This window comes from Rhodopseudomonas sp. B29, from assembly GCF_000333455.1.
GTDB lineage: Bacteria > Pseudomonadota > Alphaproteobacteria > Rhizobiales > Xanthobacteraceae > Rhodopseudomonas.
Window position 1 is genome coordinate 1 of the sequence record NZ_BADD01000480.1, and the last position, 23435, is coordinate 23435.

15 protein-coding genes and 2 pseudogenes are annotated in these 23435 nt (G+C 59.3%); 8 read left to right on the plus strand and 9 right to left on the minus strand.

All coding sequences use genetic code 11. The annotated features are described in order from the left end of the window. Nucleotides 1-1115 (plus strand): MBL fold metallo-hydrolase (locus I5M_RS16955; RefSeq protein ID WP_022722480.1); only part of this gene is annotated, 1115 nt, incomplete at its 5' end. 104 nt (nt 1116-1219) lie between these two features. Here the strand turns inward: I5M_RS16955 and I5M_RS32790 are convergent. Then, nucleotides 1220-1609 carry a hypothetical protein gene (locus tag I5M_RS32790; protein WP_022722481.1) on the minus strand — a complete coding sequence of 130 codons (390 nt, stop codon included), beginning with the start codon at nt 1607-1609 and terminating at the stop codon, nt 1220-1222. A 274-nt stretch (nt 1610-1883) separates the two neighbouring features. On the opposite strand from I5M_RS32790, the gene I5M_RS16965 reads away from it, so the two are divergent. Then, nucleotides 1884-2459: a hypothetical protein gene (locus tag I5M_RS16965; protein WP_022722482.1), complete on the plus strand. Its 576-nt coding sequence runs from the start codon at nt 1884-1886 to the stop codon at nt 2457-2459. Nucleotides 2460-2761: 302 nt separating this feature from the next. On the opposite strand, the gene I5M_RS29995 is transcribed toward I5M_RS16965, so the two are convergent. Then, nucleotides 2762-3004, minus strand: a complete 243-nt coding sequence (locus I5M_RS29995; RefSeq protein ID WP_148287893.1) for a hypothetical protein — start codon at nt 3002-3004, stop codon at nt 2762-2764. Nucleotides 3005-3088: 84 nt separating this feature from the next. On the opposite strand from I5M_RS29995, the gene I5M_RS16975 reads away from it, so the two are divergent. Beyond that, the gene (locus I5M_RS16975) at nt 3089-4261 is read left to right on the plus strand and encodes a PqqD family peptide modification chaperone (protein ID WP_022722484.1); all 1173 of its coding nucleotides are present in this window, start codon (nt 3089-3091) and stop codon (nt 4259-4261) included. A 282-nt stretch (nt 4262-4543) separates the two neighbouring features. Next, nucleotides 4544-5326: a nucleotidyltransferase family protein gene (locus tag I5M_RS30000; RefSeq protein ID WP_283804872.1), complete on the plus strand. Its 783-nt coding sequence runs from the start codon at nt 4544-4546 to the stop codon at nt 5324-5326. Between the two features lie 1293 nt (nt 5327-6619). On the opposite strand, the gene I5M_RS16990 is transcribed toward I5M_RS30000, so the two are convergent. From I5M_RS16990 to I5M_RS17000, 3 genes are all read right to left on the minus strand, one after another. Next, on the minus strand, nt 6620-7291 hold the full coding sequence (locus I5M_RS16990) for a hypothetical protein (RefSeq protein ID WP_022722486.1): 672 nt from the start codon (nt 7289-7291) through the stop codon (nt 6620-6622). Nucleotides 7292-7342: 51 nt separating this feature from the next. Beyond that, nucleotides 7343-7903: a DapH/DapD/GlmU-related protein gene (locus I5M_RS16995; RefSeq protein ID WP_022722487.1), complete on the minus strand. Its 561-nt coding sequence runs from the start codon at nt 7901-7903 to the stop codon at nt 7343-7345. Between the two features lie 117 nt (nt 7904-8020). Then, entirely contained in the window at nt 8021-8491 is a 471-nt protein-coding gene (locus I5M_RS17000; protein ID WP_022722488.1) for a hypothetical protein, read from the minus strand. Between the two features lie 615 nt (nt 8492-9106). Between I5M_RS17000 and I5M_RS30005 the strand changes: the two are divergent. From I5M_RS30005 to I5M_RS34455, 3 genes and pseudogenes are all read left to right on the plus strand, one after another. After that, nucleotides 9107-11479, plus strand: a pseudogene (locus I5M_RS30005) (N,N-dimethylformamidase beta subunit family domain-containing protein); the annotation flags it as partial. After that, a pseudogene (locus I5M_RS34450) lies at nt 11433-11828 on the plus strand (cadherin-like domain-containing protein); the annotation flags it as partial. The pseudogenes I5M_RS30005 and I5M_RS34450, both read left to right, overlap by 47 nt. 42 nt (nt 11829-11870) lie before the next feature. Next, entirely contained in the window at nt 11871-14549 is a 2679-nt protein-coding gene (locus tag I5M_RS34455) for a DUF4082 domain-containing protein (RefSeq protein WP_376738687.1), read from the plus strand. Nucleotides 14550-14587: 38 nt separating this feature from the next. On the opposite strand, the gene I5M_RS17015 is transcribed toward I5M_RS34455, so the two are convergent. Further along, nucleotides 14588-15190: a hypothetical protein gene (locus tag I5M_RS17015; RefSeq protein ID WP_022722490.1), complete on the minus strand. Its 603-nt coding sequence runs from the start codon at nt 15188-15190 to the stop codon at nt 14588-14590. Nucleotides 15191-15382: 192 nt separating this feature from the next. On the opposite strand from I5M_RS17015, the gene I5M_RS17020 reads away from it, so the two are divergent. After that, nucleotides 15383-16231: a metallophosphoesterase family protein gene (locus I5M_RS17020; RefSeq protein ID WP_022722491.1), complete on the plus strand. Its 849-nt coding sequence runs from the start codon at nt 15383-15385 to the stop codon at nt 16229-16231. A gap of 50 nt (nt 16232-16281) precedes the next feature. Here I5M_RS17020 and I5M_RS17025 read toward each other — a convergent pair whose 3' ends face one another. The 3 genes from I5M_RS17025 to I5M_RS30010 all read right to left on the minus strand — a co-directional run bounded on the left by I5M_RS17025 (nt 16282) and on the right by I5M_RS30010 (nt 22626). Further along, nucleotides 16282-17595 carry an HlyD family type I secretion periplasmic adaptor subunit gene (locus tag I5M_RS17025; protein ID WP_022722492.1) on the minus strand — a complete coding sequence of 438 codons (1314 nt, stop codon included), beginning with the start codon at nt 17593-17595 and terminating at the stop codon, nt 16282-16284. After that, nucleotides 17592-19349: a type I secretion system permease/ATPase gene (locus I5M_RS17030; RefSeq protein WP_022722493.1), complete on the minus strand. Its 1758-nt coding sequence runs from the start codon at nt 19347-19349 to the stop codon at nt 17592-17594. Before I5M_RS17030 ends, I5M_RS17025 begins: the two co-directional genes overlap by 4 nt. A gap of 292 nt (nt 19350-19641) precedes the next feature. Next, complete coding sequence (locus I5M_RS30010) at nt 19642-22626, minus strand: Ig-like domain-containing protein (protein ID WP_159104005.1); 2985 nt, start codon at nt 22624-22626, stop codon at nt 19642-19644. Nucleotides 22627-23435 lie beyond the last annotated feature (809 nt).

Sequence of the window (23435 nt, forward strand, 5' to 3'; positions counted from 1 at the left end):
ATCGAATCGAGTTCGACGGCCAAGGCCGTTCGTCCTCGGCGCTGCGCGTGCTCGCTTCCGGCGACATCGGCCCCGACGGCAAGCTGCTGCAGCCAGATCCCGAAGCGCCGGCGCATTTCGATTATGTGATCTGCGAGAGCACCTATGGGGACCGCGTCCGCGAGCCGACCTCGCCCAAGCTACGCCACGAGCGGCTCGCGGCCGAGGTCAACGCAGCGGCCGCGGCCCGCGGCGCGCTGGTGATCCCGGCGTTTGCGGTCGAGCGGACCCAGGAGCTGATCGTCGATCTGATCGATCTGATGGAGCAAGGCACGATCCCGAGCGCGCCGATCTTCCTCGACTCGCCGCTGGCGATCCGCGCCACCGAAGTGTTTCGTCGCCACGCCGCCGATCTCGACGAAGACGTCGATGCCGAGCGGCTGCTGTCGTCGCCGCATCTGCGCTTCACCGAGACGGTGGAGGAGAGCAAGGCGATCGCCAAGCTCACGGGCTTCCACATCATCATCGCCGCCAGCGGCATGTGCGACGCCGGCCGCATCCGCCATCATCTCAAGCGCTGGCTGTGCCGGAGCAACGCCACCGTCCTGCTCGTCGGCTATCAGGCCAACGGCACGCTTGGCCGTTTCCTCGAGGAAGGCGCCAAGTCGGTGCGGATCATGGGCGAGGAGATCCGCGTCAAGGCCAATATTCGGCGCATCGACGATTACTCCGGTCATGCCGATGCCGGCGAATTAGTTCGCTGGATCACCGAGCGGCGGCCGATCGACCGCGGACTGTTTCTCGCTCACGGCGAAGAAGCGGCGATCGCCGCACTGGCCCAGCGCCTCGGCGACGGGGTGCTGCCGGCGGCGAAGATCTTTCAGCCGCTGCTCGATGATATCTATGAACTCACCACGCCTGTGCCGACCGCACTCGATGGTACGCATCGCCGTCGTATCGAACCCGAGGCCGTCGTGAAGCTCGATTGGCACAACGACATGTCCAAGCTGATCCTCGATATCAATCAGAAGATCGAAGCCGCCGCCGATGCCCGCTCACGCTCCGTAATCATCCGGAGGCTACGTCGCGCTCTCGACGAAAACGGACATGCTGAATCCGCAACAGGCAAGCGGTAACGCGATCAGGAGACCAACACCACCACACCGACGCATCTCAAAAGATGGAACTCGGGCGAGATTCGTTTGCATCTATTCGGTTTGCGTCAGTCGAAAGACTGTGGCTAGACTATTTCGCTGTTGCACAAAGGCAGGGGACGCCCTTGGTTGCGGATTATCATGTCGTGGTTGGCGATCAGAACGCCCTGGGCCAATACCTCGTGGCCCGGATGACGACGTTCAGCCCTGATAAGCGGCCGCAGTTGAAGATCGCTTGCGTCCATTGCGGCACCGAGTATGTGGCCGCCGAGGTCAATTTCCACGACTGCAAATGCCCTGCCTGCCAGAACGGCAACGGACAGGCGCTGATAGAATTGCGGGCATAGACGGTCATTTCGTCTTTCGAGTTTTTCGACTCTTGCGCGCATCTGCGTCTTATCGAAATGCGTTGTCGCAAGCATCTTCCTCTCGCGCGGGAAGATGAAAGGCAGTCGAGCGCGGCCCTGCGGCTTCATGTCCTCATCCGGTCGGGCTCGGCGATGCGGCATAGCCGCAATCTCAGCTTAACCTGTCGATTCGCTCACGGCGACAGCCTCGCCATGCCGCTCCCGGCGGCGGCCCGGATTGGCTTTAACCCGCAGCGAGGCTATATTCGCACATGTCGAGGAATGCCAAGGCACCTAGCAAGATGTTGATTCGACAACAGGTTGTGGCGCGAGCGGCGCGCCTCTTGGGAGCGCACTGGTCTGCCTCACCGCACAGGCGACGACGAGCGCTGCGGACGCGCAGGTGGCACCGCTGCGCTATTGGGTGCCGGGCGGGCCATTCGGATTCGGCGGCGGCGCAGCGGAGAACTGGAGCGCGGGCTGGAGCGATGTGCCCGGCTTTGCGGCACTGAGCAGCGTCGACGAGGATGGCATCCGTACCGGTTTCGTCGCCCGCAGCTACAGCGCTCCGGTGAATGCCTTCAGCAGCGGTCTCGGCTATGGCGGTCTCGGCTATGGCGCCCTCGGTTGGGGCGGTCTTGGCGGCCCGGGCGGCTTCGGCAATTTCGCCACGCTGACCTCCGAAGGCTCGCAATACGGCTACAGCTTCAAGGGCGGCGGCGGCCTGGTCACGCTGTTCGGCGGCGTCGACCAGCTCAAATATCAGCCCGACGTGTTCTCGTCGCTGACCTCGCCCGGCTTCACCAGCGGCAACACCGCCGCCACGGTCGTGCACGGCGGCGTCGAGTTCAAACCGAGCTCGAATGTCAGCCTGTCGTTCTCGGCCGGCTACGCGCAGGGCGCCGGCCCGGTCGACAGCGATATCCGCTCGTCGCTGCTCCCCGGCGAATCGCCAATGTTCTCCGGCGGCCGGCGCTGAGACGGCAAAGTTTCTGACGCTTTCCGAATTTGAGGTAAGGCTGTTTTCTGATGCAAGGCATGCCGCAGATCCGCGGCAAACGACCTGCCACGCACCGGGCCCCCTTGATGCGCACCTACCTAGGCCATTGGAAGCGGCCCATTGGCGAGATCAGCAACTCCAGCACACAGCGGCGAACGCTCGCCGGTTCGACCGGCCGCCAAACATCGCAGTAGCAGACCGATCAATGCCGTCGGCCTCAGTCAGCGCCATACCGAGGTCCAGACGAGCTGATCCAGCATTGCATCAAGCCTTTCGGCTCCTCAGAAATACTTATCGAGAAGACGCTCGAGCCACTCCAAAAAGTCACGGCCGTCCCGGCGACCGATTGGTCGCCCGCCACGCCCGCCACCAGATTGCGCCACTGCTTCAGAGCTCAGCGACGTCGACAAAAGTACCGTCAAAACCGGCGGGGTCACGACGGCAAACTTTCCACACGCCGCCAAAAACTTGCGGCGATCCGCGTCGAGCTCGTCGACTGGTCCCACATTCTTGTTCTCGGCCATGATGTCGCGTCCAATCATTTAATTCAGGTCGCCCTTGAGATAATATTATAACGCTTTAATATTATGTCAATTGGCAGAAACCAATTGGCTTCCGGAGCGGGCATTTATACCCGGCTGACAATGACATTTATAACGCCTTCAGATTTACGCCCGCCGCCGGACGACCTCCGGCCCGTTGACGGCAATCTGTTCGCGCTCATCGATCAGGTGCCGGTGCTGTTCAGCGAGGATGAGCAGAAGCTCTTCGAGCTTAACGACGTCGCCGCCTTCATCTGGTGCGGCTTGAAAGATATGGTGCCGCTCGGCACAATCTCCCAACAATTAATCGACCGTGGCTTGAGCCCGGCATCCGCGCGCAAGAGCCTCAGCGACGCTCTCCATCAATGGCTGAGCAACGGCCTGATCCTCCCGCACAGCACCAAAGCCAATCTCGCCTTTGCTGCTTGCATCGGGCGCACGCCGATAGAAATTCAAGCTTCGGACGACCAGATCGGTGATTTCCTACGCTCTCTATTCGTCACGGTGACCGCCCCGACTGGCGGCACGACGACAGCCTTCAAAGCCTATCGGATCGGCGCCAGTTCGATTGTGACGCGTGACGACCGCAGGATCTTCAAATGTGCGATGGACCAGCTCGCGCCTACCTTCAAAGCATATCTCGTCGAGCAGCTTCTGCTTGCCGCTGACCCCCACGATCTGATCTTTCACGCGGCAGCAGTAACCTCTGGCGGCAATACCATGCTCATAAGCGCTCCGCCTGGTGCCGGTAAGAGCACGCTAACGATCCACCTTCTGCACGCGGGCTTCCAATACCTGACTGATGACACCGTCATTATCAGACGCGATGGCTCAATTTACACGGCCCCGTTCGCACCGACGTTGAAATCCGGGGCCTGGGCGATCATCGACCGGCTCCGGCCCGACGTGAAAAGCCTCCCAAGCCACAATCGGCCGGACGGCCTAGTGGTGCGATATCTGAATGTAGCATCCAGCCTCCCTGAGGCGGCCATAACGGTGAACCGAATCGTCTTCCTTGAACGCGTCGCTGACTGCAAGCCAGCGCTGACGGAGCTGGATCAGCTCGACACGCTCAAGCGGATAATCGACGCGTCATTTTCAACGCACGGCAAGTTGACTGCCGATGGGTTCGTCGCGCTCAAAAGGATAATCTCTCAGGCTCGCTCCTTCGTGCTGCGCTACTCGGAAGCCGAGGCCGCAACCGCCGAATTGGCAGGACTCCGTGATGGCAAGTTTTAGCCGCGCCTTGTTGCCGCTTTGCGACTGTTTTCGAGGCGAAATCCCGCGGCGTGCCGATTGGACTCCCCTGATCGGTCTAACGAACCACACTTTGACAACCCCCACATGATGGAACTTGTCCGGACTCATCGCGACGCATTTCGGAGGCGGTCGCCTGCTATGTCCAGGAGAAATACGACCCGAACACGGGGCGTAACGACCGTCTGATCGCCCAGCTCCAAGAGGCCGTCCTCGCGCTCAATGCCATCGGCATAATCCCGCTGTTAATCAAAGGGAGCGGCCATCTGGGCAGCGAGCTCGCGTTCCGACCGTGGACTTCGATTAATGTCGGATCTGGATATCGTCGTCCGCCCGGACCAGATCGACATCGCTGTCGATCACCTCAAGGCAATTGGGTACACGGTTGATTACCAGACAGACGGTCGCCACAAGAAGTGGTCTGCAGATCTAAAACGCCCACAAGATGCCGGCATGATCGACTTGCAGCAGGAGCTTCCCTGGCACGACTTGTTTAATCGTACGCCGGCGGATCTGACCTCCCACCTGCAGCCAATCCGAGTGGGCGAAGCACTGGCGTTGATACCGACGCCCGAACTGCAGGCGCTGATTCTGATCATCCATGATCAATTTCAGGACTACGACTACTGGACTGGCAATATCGATCTAAGGCACCTCTTAGACCTGCGAACGCTGATTGCAACACCCGCTACGACGCAGTGGCAATTGCTGTCTTCGATGATACCTAACGCGCTCGCGCGCAACGCAATAGAAACGCAATTAATGCTACTCGCCACGCTCTTCGGCGTCGGATGGCCTGCAGGCTGGCGCAAGCAACTTGTGCCCAGGATTCAGGTCTGGCGCAAGCTGCTTCAGGCGCGGGTACCGGCAACCCGCTACTTGCTGCTCTCGACAGGATTTCTCGACTTCAGAAAATTCCCCCGCGCTTCGGCGTCGTCTTTTGTCCCGGGCCCACCACGTAAATATTCCAGCCGTTGGTTTCCTAAATTCACTACCCTTCTATTTTTGACGTCGCTTTCCCGCAAATATCGGCCTGGAAAATTGTAGAAACGGAATGGTCCCGGCGAAGAGTTCAGATTGCATGAGCCGCATCGCGTTCTTCAATTGACGTGATCGGCGAGCCGACACCAAATAAATACGTCGGGTTGAAACGCCTCGAGGCCCAACTATCAGACCTCGACGAATTATCGGGCGCGCGGACGGCGCGCCGGACTCCGCTGGAGTGGCCTTCGCTGCGCCGATCGGATCGAACGAAATTCGGCCTGAGCGACACTTTGGCGCAGATCACAAAGATCTTGCATCATGCCCTGCATACGGAGCGAAATATCCGCCAAGCGCTCCATCGCGAATATAATATTACCAATTGACATCAAGGTCTTCATTTGTCCCGATGCCTTATAATTCGACGGGATGGACGTATCTCCAATGGATAATAAAATCGCTTCTTTTGCTAACCTCGGCGGACATTAGCCTATTCCTCAGAACTCAAACCGCCTTTCATAACGGTTACTTGCCACAGTTGGACAGGAATTGTCCAAGTTATTATAGATCGGGGCCTGTAGTTTGAGAGTTCCCACCTCGATCCAACTACACTCGCTGCCTGGTTTGTAAGCGCGTTGGATCAGCATCCTGCGACGAACACAGGCACGCTCTGACGACCGCTGGCTAGTTAGCGTCCGTCGAATCCATGAAATTTACCGCGTGGTCTGCTCGCGGGCTTGCGCATGCCGCACCTACGAATTGGCGATCGGGACAATCTGCGGCGCCGGGAACCGGAAGGGACGAGTTGTACACTTTGTACACTGCGGCGCAACAACAGCAATTCTTGCAGCTCAAGCGTCAGGCGACGATTGAGTTCAGCAATAGACTTCATCTGCTCTGTGAGCACTTTTACTCGATGTACATCAGTATCTAATTTAATGGCACGCACTCGAGGCCTCACGCTTGAAATAAAGCGACTAAATATTTGCATTCTAACCTTGCCCCGGCACGAAAAATATCGATGGTATTCCGTTGCTGGTAGCAAATTAATGAAAACACCTCCGATATTGCCTGTCAATGTCGTGCCCGGTTTCTGGTAAATGCTAATCAAGGCAATCAACTTATCGGCCGATGGACATGAAATTTTATAGATGGCAAGGCCTTATATGGCGTACTTAAATCTACACAATAACGCACTGGGCTGCTTCGGCCTGAACTTCGTCGATAAAAAGCCGGCGTTGAAACAAAAAAAGCCCAAATAGAATGGTATTGATCTTCCGACCCTGCTTCACAGTCCGATGCTTAAGATCGTTATGCGCGAAGCCCGCCGGGGGAAGACCTGCGCAGATGAAAGCTGAGTCAAATAGGTGTTTGTGGAAGTAATAGGCTGAGTGACTTCAGCTCAGCCGACCACGCGCCGCTCGGCATGACAAAATCGTCCGTCTCCTCGTCTCCGAGTGAGGATGGCAAGGGCTTGAAGCCGCAGACACCCACGGTGACGTCGACGACGGCACGTGGAGATCCCAACCACAGCGGCTTGAAGGTCGACTGAAATACCTCGGTCGATAAATGGATTGAGACTTGGACGTAGGGCGGCATGCTGCCTGCGGCTTCGCCACCATGAAACTCGACGGCCGCTCTCGTCTCATCGGCAGAGGCGACGGAGAGGAAGGCCTTCTGAGCGCATCCGAAGAACCGGTCGCCTTGAAAACCGTAGACGTGCTGGCTTCCCAGTGACATCTCCGCCGAAATCCCGAAGGTGGTACTGGCCCCCTCGGTGATGCTTCTCGGCCTTAGCGTCGGCATATCGATATAGTTGTTGTGACGGACGAAGATTTCCGCGGTTATCCTCTCGCCACCGGCGAGCCAAACCGTGTCGAAGTCAGTCGTGGTCCGCGTGATCAGATGTGTACTCTTACCTCGTAGATATAGAACAGCGCCCCCCAGCGCCACGCTCTTCCTGGCATTTTGACCACCCAAGAGCAGCAGCGTCGCTCCGTCCAAGCGGGTGTGCGAAACTCCTTCAAACATCCAAAATCGTCCTAAAGGCGCGTGGGCCGCGCGGCGCAATTGCCCATCGCGCTAAACCGAGCTTTGAATGCGAGCGGGCGTGCCGAACGCCCTGAGCCCAGGTCCAATGTCCCGGTTTACGAACGAATTCGCGCCGACCACGGCTCTATCACCGATGTTGACGCCCATCTGGATCACCACGTTCGGCCCGAGATAAACGCCATTGCCAATGGAGGTCGGTGCGTATTCGATCGGCTCGACCCCCATCGAGACCGAACGCCTCACAGTCTGGTGCGTGTAGATCTGCACCCCGGCCGAGATGGAACAGTGATCGCCAATTCGAAGGCCGCCACCAGAGCCGTCCAGGATGCACCCCGGTCCGATCCATGTATGGCGGCCGACGTGCACGCGGCCCAGCACGAGGACGTTGTCGTACATCGTCGTTCCCTCGCCGAAACCATAGTCCGCCGCGTTGTCCGTTCGCTCGCTCAGCAGGTCGCCTACGGACACTCTGCGATTGAACAGCTGTTTCTTGCGGCTTGCCAGCACGCTCAGGTTCCGGCGCACTCGGGCCAACCATTCGTCGGCTTCAGCTTCGTCGTCTCGGCCGCTTTGAACGAATGGAACCGCCATCCTCGATCTCCTTTGCACTCACCAGTCAGGGCCGGCTGCCCTCTGATAACCATCAGCATGCCGCAGTCGCAGCTGCTGCTGTCTTTGTGGCGACGGGTGCTATTACGGCCCCGGCGATCACCTCAATGCGCCGGCAATGTGCGCCAGTGTGTCCTGATCGCTCGACTCGGCAGCTTCGGAGGCGCTGTCCGGCTCTGTCGCGCGCCCCAGCAAGCGTTCGGCGCGCCTAATCGCGTCGACCATCTGCGGCATCGGATGAGTCTGCGCGACGATCAGACCCTTGAAGTAGATCAAGCGTAGATGGACCTGCTTTGCACCGCGCAGGCCATCTGCCCCCGATATCGCATTCATCGCGACAGGGTAAAACTCGACGATCTGGCGTGTGAGGGAGGCCTGCGCCATGGGCCGTGCGCGGTGATGCAGCATCCAGATCACGGCGATCTCAGTCAAGGTGAGGTCGAGGTGCTCAAGTCCGCTCGACGGGGACTGCCTATGCACGGACCAAGGTGAGGTATCGCTACGATTCGAGACAATGACGCCCACGCCTCGGTCGGTTGCCGAACCGATCTGCTTGAGATCCGACTGCATCAAACCGATGCCCTTCGAACACACGCTGTACGATCGCCGGGCCGACCTCGTTCACATGAGGGGGCCGGCGGCAGGCGGAAACCGCCAGCAATTGCCAAGACCAGATTTAATGATTTAATTCAAGTGCGTCAATAAATTAATTGACATCTGCGCGATCGCGGTGATTCCAGTGCATCGCTGGGATTTTCGGCGCACCCATCCGCTTCACATTAATACTTGATATTTAGTTTAATAGGTGACATTTCTGCTTTAATTGATACGCTTTAAATCAGATGCCCAGCCGTTAGCGCGAGGAGATGAGCCATGACCGCTGCCGCAAGCTCGAACTCCACCGCCTCAACTACCGATTCCTGGTCCGCCGACTGGCAGCAAGCAGCGCTGCAGTCTCCCTGCGGATCGTGTACCGGACGCGCCTGCACGGTCTGCTCGATCCGCGTCGGCGGATCAGCCAACGCCGACGGCACGCCATCCGGATACGCCTCCAAGACTCTCGAATATTACAACGGCGAAAGCGGCAGTTCGCAAATTGCGCTCCCACTGATTGATCTCGTACCCGCGCAGGGTTCGACACCTCGGCTGCATTCGATCGATCCCTCAGCGGCGCGGATGGCCCCAACGTCCGCCGTGTCGACCGATCCATCTAGTGTGGATTCCGCATCAAGGGTCGCCGTTCAACCTCTATCCGTTGCCGGCCAAAGCAACGCCATCACCGCCAACCCAATCGTTCTTGAAAACATGAAGGCCGGCACTCCGGAGAGCGTTTGGCTGATTGATCAGGCGGACTCGAGCATCGAGGGATTCTCGGCCCAGTTCACGGTCGACCACGGCCAACGCGTCGACTTCAAGATCAACACGGACGCCACAAACTACCGGGTCGATATCTATCGCCTCGGCTATTACGGCGGCGACGGAGCGCGGCTCGTCACCAGCTTCACGCAAAATTTGGCAACGGCACAGGTTCAGCCGGCCCCGTTGTTCGACCCGGCCACGAAGCTCGTAGATGCCGGAAACTGGGCGGTGTCAGCCTCTTGGGATATTCCAGCCGACGCCACGTCCGGCATCTACTTCGCCGAGCTCACTCGTCTCGACACCGGCGGCCAGAATATCATTCCATTCATCGTCAGGGACGATGAAGACCCGAGCGACATCACTTTCCAGACCTCTGATACGACCTGGCAAGCCTACAATTGGTGGGGTGGCTATAATCTTTATGGTGGCGTGGATGATCCCGGCCACGCCGGCCGGGCTGACGCGGTGAGTTACAACCGGCCAATCATCACTCGCGACGGAGGCTATTCGGCCGGCCCCCAAGACTTCATCTTCGGAGCCGAATATCCCGCGATTCGCTGGCTCGAACAGAATGGATATGACGTCAACTACATCTCGGGTATCGACACCGCCCGTGACGGCGCCCAATTGTTGAACAGCAAGATCTTCCTGTCTGTCGGGCACGACGAATATTGGTCGGCGGATCAGCGCGCGAATGTCGAGGCCGCGCGCGACGCCGGCGTCAATCTTGCGTTTCTCAGCGGCAACGAAGTCTATTGGGAAGTTCGGTGGGAAAACAGCATCGACGGCTCCGGGACCCCCTACAAGACCCTTGTTTCCTATAAGGAGACCTGGGCCAATGCCGATATCGATCCGGGCAACACGACGGGCACGTGGCGTGACCCACAATACGGCGCCGGACAGCCGGAAAATGCGCTGACCGGGACGATCTTCACCGTCGACTCCTACCGCCTTGATACCATCCAGATTCCATACGACCTGTCGCAATTCCGATTCTGGAACAACACGGCCGTTGCAGGTATACAACCGGGCCAAACCTACTCGCTGACACCTAACCTGCTCGGCTACGAATGGGATTCGGATCTGGATAACGGCTTCCGTCCGGCCGGACTGATTCAACTGTCGTCGACAACGGTCGACGTCGACACTCTCCTGCTCGACAACGGAAACACCACCGGCCCCGGGACCTCGACGCACAGCTTGACGCTCTACCGTGATCCGACCAGCGGTGCCATCGTCTTCGGTGCCGGAACCGTCTACTGGACATGGGGTCTCGATTCTCATCATGACAACGAGACCACTCCAACGGACCCGAATGTCCAACAGGCGATGGTCAATTTGTTCGCCGATATGGGCGTTCAACCGGAAACGCTGATGGCCAGCCTGGCTATCGCCTCGCAGACATCGGATCACGCCGCACCGACATCGGCAATTACTTCACCGCTCGCAAGCGGATCCTACACGGCCGCCCAACCGATCGTGATCACCGGAACGGCTGTCGACAGCGGCGGCGGCAGTGTTGCCGTCGTCGAAGTGTCGACCGATGGCGGAACCTCCTGGCACCGCGCGACTGGCTACGAGAATTGGAGCTACGAGTGGACCCCGCTCGCCGGCGGCACCTATAACATCCTATCGCGCGCCGTCGACGACAGCGTGAATATGGAAACGCATGGTGCTGGGACGACCATTACCGTTGCTCCCGCTCCGACAACTACACTCTTCTCCACCTCCGACGTTCCGGCCATCCTGACGGACAGCGACGTCGGCTTCGTCAATCTCGGCGTTCGCTTCACTTCGTCACAAGCGGGCACCATTGTCGGTATGAGATATTACAAGGGCCTTGGGGACGGCGGGACGCACACCGGATCGCTGTGGAGCATCAGCGGAACCCTGCTTGCTACCGCGACATTCACACAAGAGAGCGCCAGCGGCTGGCAAACAGTCACTTTTGACAACCCGGTCTCGATTGCGGCCGGGACCACGTATGTGGCGAGCTACCACAGCAACGGCCATTATGCCGATACGCTCGACTACTTTACGACGGCGCACGCAAATGGCCCGCTCACGGCCCCTGCCGGAAACGGATATTACACGTACAGCACCGACAACGCATTTCCCACGACGGCTTCCGGCGAAGCCAATTATTGGGTCGATGTTATCTTCAGCCCTGTCACACCGCCAAACTGGCGCCCGTCGGCACCAAAGACAACGGTTCCCCGTCACACAAGAAACGCTGCGAATTTACTGCGGGCACCTGTGGGCGAACGAAGCGATTCAAAGGGCGACTGTTATCTTCAGCCCTGTCAACACCGCCAACCTGCCGCCCGTCGGCACCAACGACAACGGCTTCACCGTCACACAAGATACGGCTGCGACATTTACTGCGGCGCAGCTGTTGGCGAACGACAGCGATCCAAACGGCGACATCTTGACGATCAGCGGGGTCGGGTCCGCCTCGAACGGTACCGTAAGCTTCAATAGCCAGACGAATATCATCACGTTCACGCCGGCGCCCGGTTACACTGGTCCCGCCATGTTCGGCTATGCCATCTCCGATGGCCGCGGCGGGACCGGCTCGGCGATCGTCAATATGACGGTCTCCGCTGCCGCCGTCGGCGCCACGCTCTTCAGCTCGTCCGATGCCCCCGCAACGCTCAGCGACCCGGATACGTCACAAGTCAATCTCGGGGTCCGGTTCACCTCATCGTCCTCAGGTTTCATCACGGGGATCAAGTATTACAAGAGTGCCAACGACACCGGCACACATACGGGCTCGCTGTGGAGTATCAACGGAACACTTCTGGCTACCGTGACCTTCACCAACGAGACGTCGAGCGGTTGGCAGACGGCGACTTTCAGCACACCCGTGGCGATCACCGCGCAGACGACCTATGTCGCCAGCTTTCACAGCAATGGTCATTACGTATCGACCGGCAGCTACTTCAACACCGACCATGTCAGCGGCGTTCTGACTGCAGCGGCAGGCAACAACGGAGTCTATGCGTACGGTACGGATAATCTTTTTCCGAGCAACTCTTACAGCGCAACGAATTATTGGGTGGACGTCGTTCTGAGTTCGAGCCCGGGCGGATCGACGAATCATGCTCCGGTGGCGACAACGGACAGTGGCTTCACTACCGCGCAGAGCACGGTGCTGACCATTGCGGCCTCCAGCCTGCTTGCCAATGACACCGACGTGGATGGCGACACCCTGACGATCACAGGCGCCGGTGTTGGCGTCAACGGCACGGCCGCCTGGATCGCCAATACGAACTCAGTGACGTTCACGCCGACGCCCGGGTATACGGGCCCGGCCTCGTTCACCTATGCTATATCGGACGGGCACGGCGGCACAGCCAACGGGACCGTCAATTTGACGGTCCTGGCCTCCTCGAACCATCCTCCCGTCGCGACCAACGACAGCGGGTTCAGCATCGTTCAAAACACGGTCCTGACGATCAATGCATCCACGCTTCTCGCGAACGACACCGACCTCGACAGTGATCCCCTGTCTATCACCGGGGTCAGCGGCGGCATTCATGGCGTTGCGAGCTTCGACGCACAGACGAACACCGTAAGCTTTACGCCCACAGCCGGTTACACCGGGCTGGCATCTTTCGTCTACACCATCTCGGACGGCAACGGCGGCAATGCCAGCGGGACAGTCAGCCTCAACGTCACGGCGCCGCCGAATCATGCCCCGGTTGCAAACGGCGATAGTGGCTTCACCACCGTCCAAGACACCACGCTCAGCCTGTCGGCCGCCACTTTGCTGGCCAACGACACCGACGCAGACGGCGATACGCTGACGATCACCGGCATCGTTGCCGGCAGCGCGTCCCATGGCGTCGCCAGCTATAATGCGCAGACAAATTCGATCCTGTTCGTTCCGGACGCGGGCTACACTGGCGCAGCCAATTTCAGCTACAGTGTTTCCGATGGACGCGGCGGATCCGCGACCGCGGCCGTCGCCCTAAACGTGATCCCGCCCGCAACCGGCGCGAGCCTGTTCTCCAGTACGGATACGCCGGCAGTTCTATCCGACCCGGATTCAGTGCAGGTCAATCTTGGAATGCGGTTCGTGACGTCCGAGTCGGGCACAATCGTCGGCGTCAGATACTACAGAGGCGTCGGTGATACGGGGACACATACGGGATCGCTATGGACGAGCAACGGAACGCTGCTCGCGACCACGACTTTTTCAAACGAAACGGCGAGCGGCTGGCAGACTGCGACGTTCAGCAGCCCGATCTCGGTGACGGCCGGAGCCACTTATGTGGTCAGCTATCACAGCAACGGGCATTATACGTCTACCAGTAATTACTTCAGCACCGATCATACGACGGGGCCACTCACCGCACCCGGCTCAGCCAACGGCGTCTACGCCTATGGCAACGGCAACCTCTTCCCGACATCGTCGTTCGGCGCCACGAATTATTGGGTGGACGTCGTGTTCAACGCTGCGAGCGGCGGTGTCGACCAGCCGCCAATTGCGGTCAATGATGGCGGTTTCACTGCGGCAAAGAACACCGCTCTCACCATCAACGCTTCGAGCTTGCTCGCGAACGACAGCGATCCAAACAATGACACACTGACTATCACCGGCGTCAGCAATGCGGTTAATGGTGCAGTCAGCTTCAATGCACAGACAAACACGATTACATTCAATCCGAATACCGACTATGTCGGATCGGCGGCATTCAACTACTCTATCTCCGATGGACACGGCGGCACGGCAAGCGCCGGAGTTACATTAAACGTCGCCGACCCGGCGGCAACGCTCAGCCTGTTCAGTGCCGACTCGACGCCTAGCTTGGTGTCAGTCAACGATCCTCATCCGGTTGAACTTGGCTTCAAGTTTCAGGCCTCGGAGAACGGCCAAATAACCGGCATCAAGTTCTATAAGGGAGCCTCGAATGTCGGCGTGCACACGGCCGATCTTTGGACGGCTGATGGAACGCTATTGGCCACCGCGACCTTCTCCAACGAGTCTGCAAGCGGTTGGCAGCAGGTGAATTTTGCCACGCCGGTCTCAATCACCGCCGGCACGACATATGTGGCCTCGTACCACACGTCCGGTAATTACTCGGCAGATCCGGCTCTTTTCGCGAACTCGGTCACCAACGGGCCACTGACCGCGCTTTCGTCATCATTGGTCGGAGGCAATGGCGTTTATGCCTACGGCAGCAACTCTTTGTTCCCGTCCGATAGCTATAACTCGACCAGCTATGGGGTTGACGTATTGTTCAGGCCTCAATTGGCTTCCTAGGCGGATCACGGCCGTGTCGCGGCCGCCGGCACGGATCACTACGGTTCAAGGGATCTGCACACGTCGGACGATTGGCCAAGAGCCTCGGCGATTTCGCCGAGCACCTCGTCGTCCTCCAGGTCAATTGCCTGAGACCGTGATCGCATGTCCTGTCCAGGTGAGATCGACTGGGAATTTCCGTCCGAGTGTATCGGGTTGGCATTGTCAAATTGGGCGGCCAGCCCAATCGACGTTCGGCGGAGGTCGCCGAGCGTGGCCGCAACTGCCTCGATCCGCTCCATGATGTGACGATCGCCGCTGGTTAGATGGGGGCTGAGCTTGGCGACATCCGCAATCAACGCACCGAGATCGTCGGCCGGGTCGGATGTGGTTTGGTCGCGAATTGGCATGGCATTCGACCGCGGCGGACGATTGCCCCCGACAGCCAGGGTCCCGGTCTTTTCCAGTTGGGCCAGGCGCGAGGCGAGGTCGTCGGACACCCGCTCGAGCCGGCTCAGCATTGCGAGAATGCTCAGCGAGTTCGACTGCTGCACGCGTTGCGCATAGTCGGCAAGAAACGCCTGACCGCGTGCCGTTTCCTTCAGCGCAGCCTCGATGGCAGCGGAATATTCGTGATCTTGAACCGAAAACGCTTTAGCCATCGAGCCGCCAGGATTTAATTTCCGTGGGACGAAGGCGATGGTGCCAGAAAATATTAACCGATGCCTTAACCGCACCTCCATTCAATTGGCGATGCAAGAATGCGCGTAAATCTGCTATAAATCGAACGGACGGGTCCTATATTTATAGAAATACGATCTTGCGTGCTTCGTCAGGAAAGGCCGACCGTGTGGATGGCTCCGCGTGAACCGATTTTGCCGAGGACGCCGCGGCTGCCGGATGGCATCCGGCTTTACGCCGTCGGCGACATCCACGGCCGCGCGGACCTCCTGAGAAGTCAGCTTGCGCAAATATCCGCCGATGAACGATCGTATCATTGTCGGCGTTCGGCGATTATTTTCCTTGGGGATTATATCGACCGCGGACCCGATGCACGAGGTGCGATCGACTTGCTCCTCGCCTGCGCGAGGACGCGCGAGGTCATCTTCCTGAAGGGAAATCACGAGACCTTCATTCGACGCTTCCTGGAGATTCCGCAGTCTCTCGACGAATGGCGGCACTTCGGCGGGCTCGAGACGCTGGTCTCATACGGCTTGAGGCCGTCGCTAAGCCGCAACCAGCGCGACTACGCGGAATTGTCGCACGGGTTCCAAAAGGCGTTGCCGCCCCAGCATCTCGCCTTTTTCGACTCGCTTCCGCTCTCCTACACATGCGGTGATTTTCTCTTCGTCCATGCCGGCGTTCGCCCGGGCGTCGCCCTTCACGAGCAGACCGAGGCCGACTTGCTGTGGATTCGCGACGATTTCCTTGGTCATAGCCAGCCGTTCGAAAAGTTCATCGTTCACGGCCACACACCGGTTGGCGCTCCCGATCTTCGGCTGAATCGCGTGAACGTCGACACCGGGGCATTCGCCACTGGCCGCCTTAGTTGTATCGCGATCGAAGGGACGACTATCGTGCCGTTGAGCGACATCCGGCAATGGGCTGCGGGCGCAGCGACCCGGGAGCAAGACGCGGATATCGATCTCGCCCAAGAAAACGGCTCGGCTCGTCAACGCGTGCAAGGGCGGCGCAGCCTGTAAGGCGCGACGGACTCGTCTCGCGACTGCCTCGCGGTCGGGCATGTAATGATTCAACGTTCCTTCAGCGCACGCTCAGCCTGTTCTTTCAGCGGTTTGATCAGGTATGCGAGAGCCGTTCGACCCGGCGTCTGAATAAAGACGTCGACAGGCATGCCCGACACCAATTTAGATTCGCCAAGGCGCGCGACCTGCTCGGGCTTCAGGGAAACACGTGCCGTATAGTAGCTCGTCCCAGTGCGTTGATCCTGGGTCAGATCGGCCGACACCATCACCACATCTCCCTCGATTTCTGGCGTGGTCCTCTGATTCAGAGCGGCAAAACGCAGGAACGCGGACTGCCCGAGATACAGCTGATCGATATCACGCGGAGCTATCTTGACTTCCACCGCCAGCGCGTCGTTGTCGGGAACGATCAGCATAATCTGCTCGCCGGGCGAGATCACGCCGCCCACGGTGTGAACGGACAACTGGTGGACCCGCCCGTTTTGAGGCGAACGAATGTCGATGCGATTGAGCAGATCCGCCGCAGCGGTTCGTCTCTCGGCAAGCTCGGCGATCTTGGCACGCGTCTCGATCAGGTCCTTGCCGACCTCCGTTCGCAGATCTTGATCAATTTGGATGGATTGAAGTTCGATCTCGGAAATCTTGCCCTTGGCCTGGGCGATGAGACCGGAGAGCTGGCTGCGCTCGCCTTCGATCCGCGCGGTGTCGCGCTCCAGCGCGGTCAATCGCGTGATCGGAACCAGGTTCTTCTGCCAGAGAGTTCTAACGCCCTCGAGCTCCTGGTAGATGAAACTAACCTCTTTCTGCTTCGCTTCCAGTTGCCCGTTATACCCCGCGATCTCGTTCTGAAGCTGTGAGCTGCGCTCCTTGAGCTGCGCCTTCTGTCCGCTCCGTGCCAAGCGGCGCAGCTCGAATAGGCTCCGCTCGGCGGCAATTGCACGTGCTGCCTCGGAGTTGGCTTCCTTGGCCCGATCGGCCAGCGCCGTTGGAAACGTCATCTGGCCTGCGCCGTCGCGCTCCGCCTCGAGACGAGCCTGCCGCGCCTGCAACTCATCGAAGCTCTTGCTGATGATCGTCGCGTTCGCCAGCGTTTGTGTCTCGTCGAGGCGGACCAAGATGTCGCCGGCCTTAACCCGATCACCTTCCTTCACACGCAAATCGCTTACGACCCCACCCGTCGGGTGCTGGACTTTCTTGACGCTGGAGTCCACCACGATGACGCCTTGGGCAACTACTGCTCCCGACAATTCGGTGGTCGATGCCCAGCCCCCGATGCCGAACGTCACCAGCGCAACCAGGATCAAGCCGCAGACGATATACCGCTGGATCGCATGTAATGCCGACGTTTCTGAATTGCTCATCCCCGTTCTCCCACCACCTTCAATGGCGGTGCCGTCCGGAGAACCTTCGTGAGCACTTCCTCCTTCTTGCCGAAGGATTGCACCTTGCCCTCTGCGATCACCAGAACATGGTCGACGCCGTCAAGTGCCTTTGGCCGATGCGCGACCACCACCACGATGCCGTTCCGTCGGCGTACGTTGAGAATGGCTTCAGTCAAGGCAGCCTCCCCGTCGGCGTCGAGATTCGATGTCGGCTCGTCGAGGACGACGAGGAACGGATCGCCGTAGAATGCGCGCGCGAGCCCTATGCGTTGCCGTTGGCCGGCCGAGAGCGTCACGCCGCCCTCGCCGATCTTGGTCCCATAACCCTCCGGGAAGGACAAAATCAGATCGTGCACGCCGGCCGCACGGGCCGCGGCGAGCACCGCCTTCGGGCTGGCGTTAGGGTCGAAGCGGGCGATGTTGACGGCAATGCTGCCTTGGAAGAGCTCGACGTCTTGCGGCATGTAGCCGATGTGCCGCCCCAACGCCTCCGAGGACCATTGGCCGAGGGCGGCGTTGTCCAGGGTGATCTTTCCTCTCATCTGCGGCCAAACGCCAACAAGAGCCCGCACAAGCGATGATTTTCCGGATCCACTCGGGCCGATGATCCCGACCCCTTCGCCTCTTCGCAGACTGAACGTGACGTCGTTGAGGACGGTTCGGTCGGAGGCCGGCGCGTTGACGTAGACGTGCTCCATCGCGACGGTCTCGACGGGAGCCGGCAGCGCCAACAGTTCCTCTTCTTCAGGCAACAGCGTCAACAGCTGATCGAGCCGATGACCGGATTGCCGTGCACTCACAAAGCCCTTCCAATTGGCGATCGCAATTTCGACGGGAGCAAGCGTACGCGACGTCAGGATCGAGCCGGCTATAATGATGCCCGCCGTCGACTCCTGGTTGATGACCAGATAGGCGCCGACTGCGAGGACGCCCGATTGCAAGATTGCCCTGAACGCCTTGGATACGCCGCCGATGCCACTGGAGACATCGCTCGCGGCTTCATTTGCAGCAAGGTATCTCTGATTGGCTTCGCGCCAGCGTGCGACAGCCAATCGGCGCATCCCCATCGCGTGCAAGGCCTCGGCGTTACGCCTCCCTTCGGTCGCAAGCGAATTGCGCAGAACGGCGAAGTGCGCCGACGCCTGAGCCGGGCCCTTCGATCGAATCTCAGTCAGGACTGTCAGCGCGAACAGAACGATCGCTCCAGCCAAAGCCGTGACGCCGATCCAGAAATGGAAGACAAAGCAGATACCAAGGTAGATCGGCATCCAAGGCAGGTCGAACAGAGCGGACGGCCCTCCGCTCGCCAAAAAACCCCTGACCTGGTCGAGGTCACGAACCGGCTGCATCCCGTCGCCATCGCCTCGGGTCCTCAACGGCAGACGGATCACTGCATCGAAAACCCGGCCGCCAAGCGTCTCGTCGAGGTGACGTCCCATGCGCGCGCTGATACGCGTCCGAATGAGGTCGAGCGAACTTTGAAAAAGATAGAGCACGATCGCGAGTACCAGCAACGCGATCAATGTGGGAATGCTGCGGCTCGGCAGGACTCGATCATAGACCTGCAGCATGAAGAACGAACCGGTGAGCATCAAAACGTTGCTGACACCGCTGAAGATCGCCATCGCCCACAAGATTTGGCGACAGGAGCTGATGAAGTTCGCGAGTTCTGACCTCGGGGTGGCGAATTGGCTATCCGCCCCGGGCTTTCCGGAGAACAGCTTCCGTCGCATTGACTCGACGACATCCGATGCGCTGGCCTTGGACAGACCCGGACGTTTCGGCAGCGGTGGCGTCCGGGCGTCGAGATCGCCGTTTCCACCCGGTGCCGCAGTTCCCCGTTTGGCGTAAATGCGCAACGCGCCAGCGAGGCGCGGAATTTTACCAAACCATCCGCGTCCCGGCGGGGGAATACCCCCCGCCCTTGCAAAGCTGGTCATGTTCGTCCCCTTGAACAACCTCGACCCAGGCCCGCTGGATCGAGGATTCAGTCAGCTCACCGATCAGCAAGCATGGTCTGCTGGATCAGACGAAATGAAAGTCCGACGAGTCGAGCGCGGCAAGCTTCGTGTTCTTCAATGTCAGCGTATCGTGGCCGGTAGCGATCACGACATCCTGGCCGTTTTGCGTGGCATGGGACAGGATGTCGGCGAAGCTATCGAAAACACTCTTGCTGAATTGTACGACATCATGGCTCGCCCCGCTTGCGCGGAAGTCCTTGATGATGTCATTGCCGAAATTCGGGGCAAAGACGAATGTATCCGGATGTCCGTTGCCGATGAAGATATCGTCCGCTGACGTTCCTGCGAGCTTATCTCCGGCGGAAGAGCCTACGATGACGCTCCCCGATGTCGCAACGACATGTCCGTCCTTATCCAGTTCCTTTGCCGAGAAGGTGTGCACAGAGGCAGACGAGACAGACCCCGCGGAGTAATACCAGTCTCCGTTGGCGTCGGCCTTCGCCATACCGATCGCCTTCGAGCCGTCGAAAATCTGGACCTGGCTGTAGGCGTCCGCATCCCCTTTGATCACAATCGAATGCGAGCCCTGATACACATTTGTGACCTCGACCCCCTTCAGGGGATCGACGACCTGGACGGCCGTCGCCGCCGATTTCCCGCTCACGTTCCCGGCCACGTCCGAAGCGACCGCCTCAAACTTGTGATTGCCGTTCGACAACTGGCCGGTATCGAAGCTCCATGTGCCGTCGGACTTTGTGGTCGTCGCCCCGATCAGCTTGCCGGAATCATACAACTTGATCGAGCTGTTGGCCTCGGCGCTTCCTTTCAGCAAGATGTCGTCCACCGCTGTGGTTCCGCCGTTGAGCGCATTGCCGTCGGCCGAAAACGCGCTCAGCGTGGGCGCGGCAGGCGCGTGGGTATCAACCACAACCTTGGTGGCAGACGACGCGGCTCCGGTCTGGCCCACACTGTTTGTAACAGTGGCAGTCAGAGTATGCGCACCGTCACTGAGCGCGGCCGTCGTAAAGCTCCAGCCTCCGCCACTGTCGGAAACGACGGTGCCGATCTTCTGATTTCCGTCGTAGATCGTGACTTTGCTATTAGCCGTCGCCGTACCGTCCAACTTCAAGATGTTGTCGCTGGTGATACCATCGCCAACCTTGCCTGTGTCATCGGAGAAGGACGCGATGACGGGCGCATTTGGCAGCGGTGAAGTGACGCTGACTTTCAACGCGGCCGAGGCCGCGCCGACGTTGCCGGCCGCATCGGTCGCGGTCGCTGTCAGCGCGTGCTGACCGACCGCAAGACTATCCGTGGTAAAGCTCCAACGGCCATTCGTGTCTGCCTTGACCGTTCCGATCTTCGCATTGCCGTCGTAGATATCGACCGAAGATGCACGTTCCGCCGTTCCGGTCAGGTTGACGGTCGTGCCGGCGGCGACGGACGATGATTGCGCACCGCTCGAGGTCCGAGCGCTCGCCGATCCGAGCGATAAGTTCGCAGGAGCGTCCGGCGCGTGAGTGTCCACCGTGATCGTCGTTGCGACGGAGGCGTCGCTGGTCTGCCCCGAGCCATTGGTCGCAGTGGCCGTCAAGGTGTGCTTCGCGTCGGTCAAGACCGACGTGATGTAGCTCCAAGACCCGCTGGACCCGGCTTTCACGCTGCCGATCTGCGTCGACCCGTCGTAGATCTTCACAGTGCTGTTTGCCGCGGCGTTGCCGGTCAGGGTCAGCGTATTATCGCTGGTGATCCCGTCGCCCTTCACGCCGGTGTCGTCGGAGATCGAGGCAATCGTCGGCGCCGCAGGCTTCGTTGTCGTTGAGCTCGACACTGCGACCGTGACCGCCGCCGAACCGGCGCCGGTGTTGCCGGCTGCGTCCATCGCCTTGGCGACAAAGCTGTGGTTACCGGTTGCGAGGTTTGGCGTCGTGAAGCTCCAGGCTCCCTTGGTGTCGGCGGAGGCCGTTCCCAGCAGGGTCGCCCCGTCATATATCTTCACGGTGCTGTTGGCCTCAGCACTCCCGGTCAACTGCGCGACGTGAGAGGCCGCTAACGCGGCTGCGGATGTCGACACCGCAAGCGTCGGCGCAACGGGGGCCATGGTGTCAACGACCACGGCCTTCACCGCAGAAGCGGGGCTGGTCCCGGCGGAGGTCGTCGCCGTCGCCGAGAATTTGTGGCTTCCGTCGCTCAACGCGGCAGTGGTGAATGCCCATTTGCCGCTGGCGTCGGCAGTGGTCGTGCCGATCTGCTTCGCACCGTCATATATTTTAATCGTGCTGCCCGTGTTCGCCGTGCCGTTGAGGCTGATTTGATCATCGTTCGTCACCCCGTCCCCGGTCTTGCCGCTATCCGGCGACCAAGACGTTATTTCTGGGGCGACCAGATCCACCGGCGGAGGCGTCGACGTTCCGCCCTCGACCGGAAACGGCGATGGAATTAAATCACCGGGAACGAGCTGACCATTGACGATGGTCGCGTAGCGGACATTCTCCCATTGAGTAATGTGAATGTCCGCATTGACCTCCTGAATCATGAGGGGGTCATACATGAACGGGCCGACGAAATAGACGTCCTTGAGCGCGACGGTGATATCCTGATTGTCCGCCGCGATGCGCAGGCCGATCGGCCCCCCCTCGAACACGACATTATTCAACGTTACCGTGCCGCCGTAGTTGTCGGCGATGAACAGGCCGGCATTGGCGGAAGAATTGTGCGATACGATCGTGGAATTGGTGATCGTCAGGTTGCCGTTACTTCCAGGGCTGTAAGCCTGAATGCCGTCAGCATGGTCGGCTCCCTGACCGGTCGTTTCGATGTACGAGTTATTGATGACGATGTTGCCATCGCCTCCTATGCGCACGCCCTCTCTCGAGTTGATTCGCACGTGATCAAGGGTGAATGAGCCTTCGCCGACGATAGACGCAATGTCGCCCGAGTCGGTGATGCTCTTGTTCGAAACTGTCCCGCCGTTTTTGACCGTGATCGAATTCGAGTTGGTGACTCCACTAAAGATCGGGTCATTCCAGCTTAAAGGAATTCCTGCCATTCCCATCTCCAAGCAGCCTGTCGTTGTCCCTACGCCCGCGACGCTAGTTAGCAGCCCCGGGCAACGATGCCCCACATCCGGGGCCGTCTTGGTAGCTGGCAGAGGCTTTTTTGGGACGACAACACGGCCCCCCCAAGGTGATTTTAAAAGCCTCCCACGAGCCTCTCACTTCGATAATAAGGCGGCAATAATAAGAAGATTGCCCGCCCTCGATCTCGACCGACGCTACTTGGCAGCAATTTCAACCCGGTTAATTCGATCACATAAACCCATGCCCCTCCCTTGCACTTTTCGACGAGGGACCGGGCATGATAATCACATTAAATGTCGTAGCCACGCAAATTGTTGCGCCCTTTAATTCGGCAGAAGCCTACGGCAACGCGCAGCGACCGAAAATCGACGATGGGACGCCGGTCGAAGCCATCCGTCTGAATCGACCGCTTGGTCCAAGAAGACGCCGGGCAGTTTAGGAGCGTAGCCCGGCCGTCGGCAGCCCAGCTCGCTACTAAGCCTGCTCGGCCGCCAAGACTCTGAGCCCTCTGGCTGCAATTAGGATAATTGTCTTTGTCAACACCCAACAATCAGCGATCACATGGGACCGTCAGAATGTCTTCGCGGCAGTCCGTCACGGCGAGCCGAAGCCGCTCTGCACCAATGCGAACGGGAAAAAATTATTGCCATTATTTAAATTTTATCTTTAATTTGTTCCAATGGCTATGTAAACCGCATTTTGGGAAGTGCCCTTTGAATCGCCCGGTGTCCCAGATCAAGGAGTTCTGCTATGGACCTCCGAAATATTGCCACTCGGA

Excerpts from the sequence above, each read along its gene's own strand:
- I5M_RS29995 (WP_148287893.1), bottom strand. The coding sequence starts at position 3,004 with ATGGCCGAGAACAAGAATGTGGGACCAGTCGACGAGCTCGACGCGGAT.
- I5M_RS16995 (WP_022722487.1), bottom strand. The coding sequence starts at position 7,903 with ATGGCGGTTCCATTCGTTCAAAGCGGCCGAGACGACGAAGCTGAAGCC.
- I5M_RS17020 (WP_022722491.1), top strand. The coding sequence starts at position 15,383 with ATGGCTCCGCGTGAACCGATTTTGCCGAGGACGCCGCGGCTGCCGGAT.
- I5M_RS17030 (WP_022722493.1), bottom strand. The coding sequence starts at position 19,349 with ATGCGACGGAAGCTGTTCTCCGGAAAGCCCGGGGCGGATAGCCAATTC.
- I5M_RS30010 (WP_159104005.1), bottom strand. The coding sequence starts at position 22,626 with ATGGCAGGAATTCCTTTAAGCTGGAATGACCCGATCTTTAGTGGAGTC.
- I5M_RS32790 (WP_022722481.1), bottom strand. The coding sequence starts at position 1,609 with ATGAAGCCGCAGGGCCGCGCTCGACTGCCTTTCATCTTCCCGCGCGAG.
- I5M_RS16990 (WP_022722486.1), bottom strand. The coding sequence starts at position 7,291 with ATGTTTGAAGGAGTTTCGCACACCCGCTTGGACGGAGCGACGCTGCTG.
- I5M_RS34455 (WP_376738687.1), top strand. The coding sequence starts at position 11,871 with ATGACGGTCTCCGCTGCCGCCGTCGGCGCCACGCTCTTCAGCTCGTCC.
- I5M_RS17025 (WP_022722492.1), bottom strand. The coding sequence starts at position 17,595 with ATGAGCAATTCAGAAACGTCGGCATTACATGCGATCCAGCGGTATATC.
- I5M_RS17015 (WP_022722490.1), bottom strand. The coding sequence starts at position 15,190 with ATGGCTAAAGCGTTTTCGGTTCAAGATCACGAATATTCCGCTGCCATC.
- I5M_RS17000 (WP_022722488.1), bottom strand. The coding sequence starts at position 8,491 with ATGCAGTCGGATCTCAAGCAGATCGGTTCGGCAACCGACCGAGGCGTG.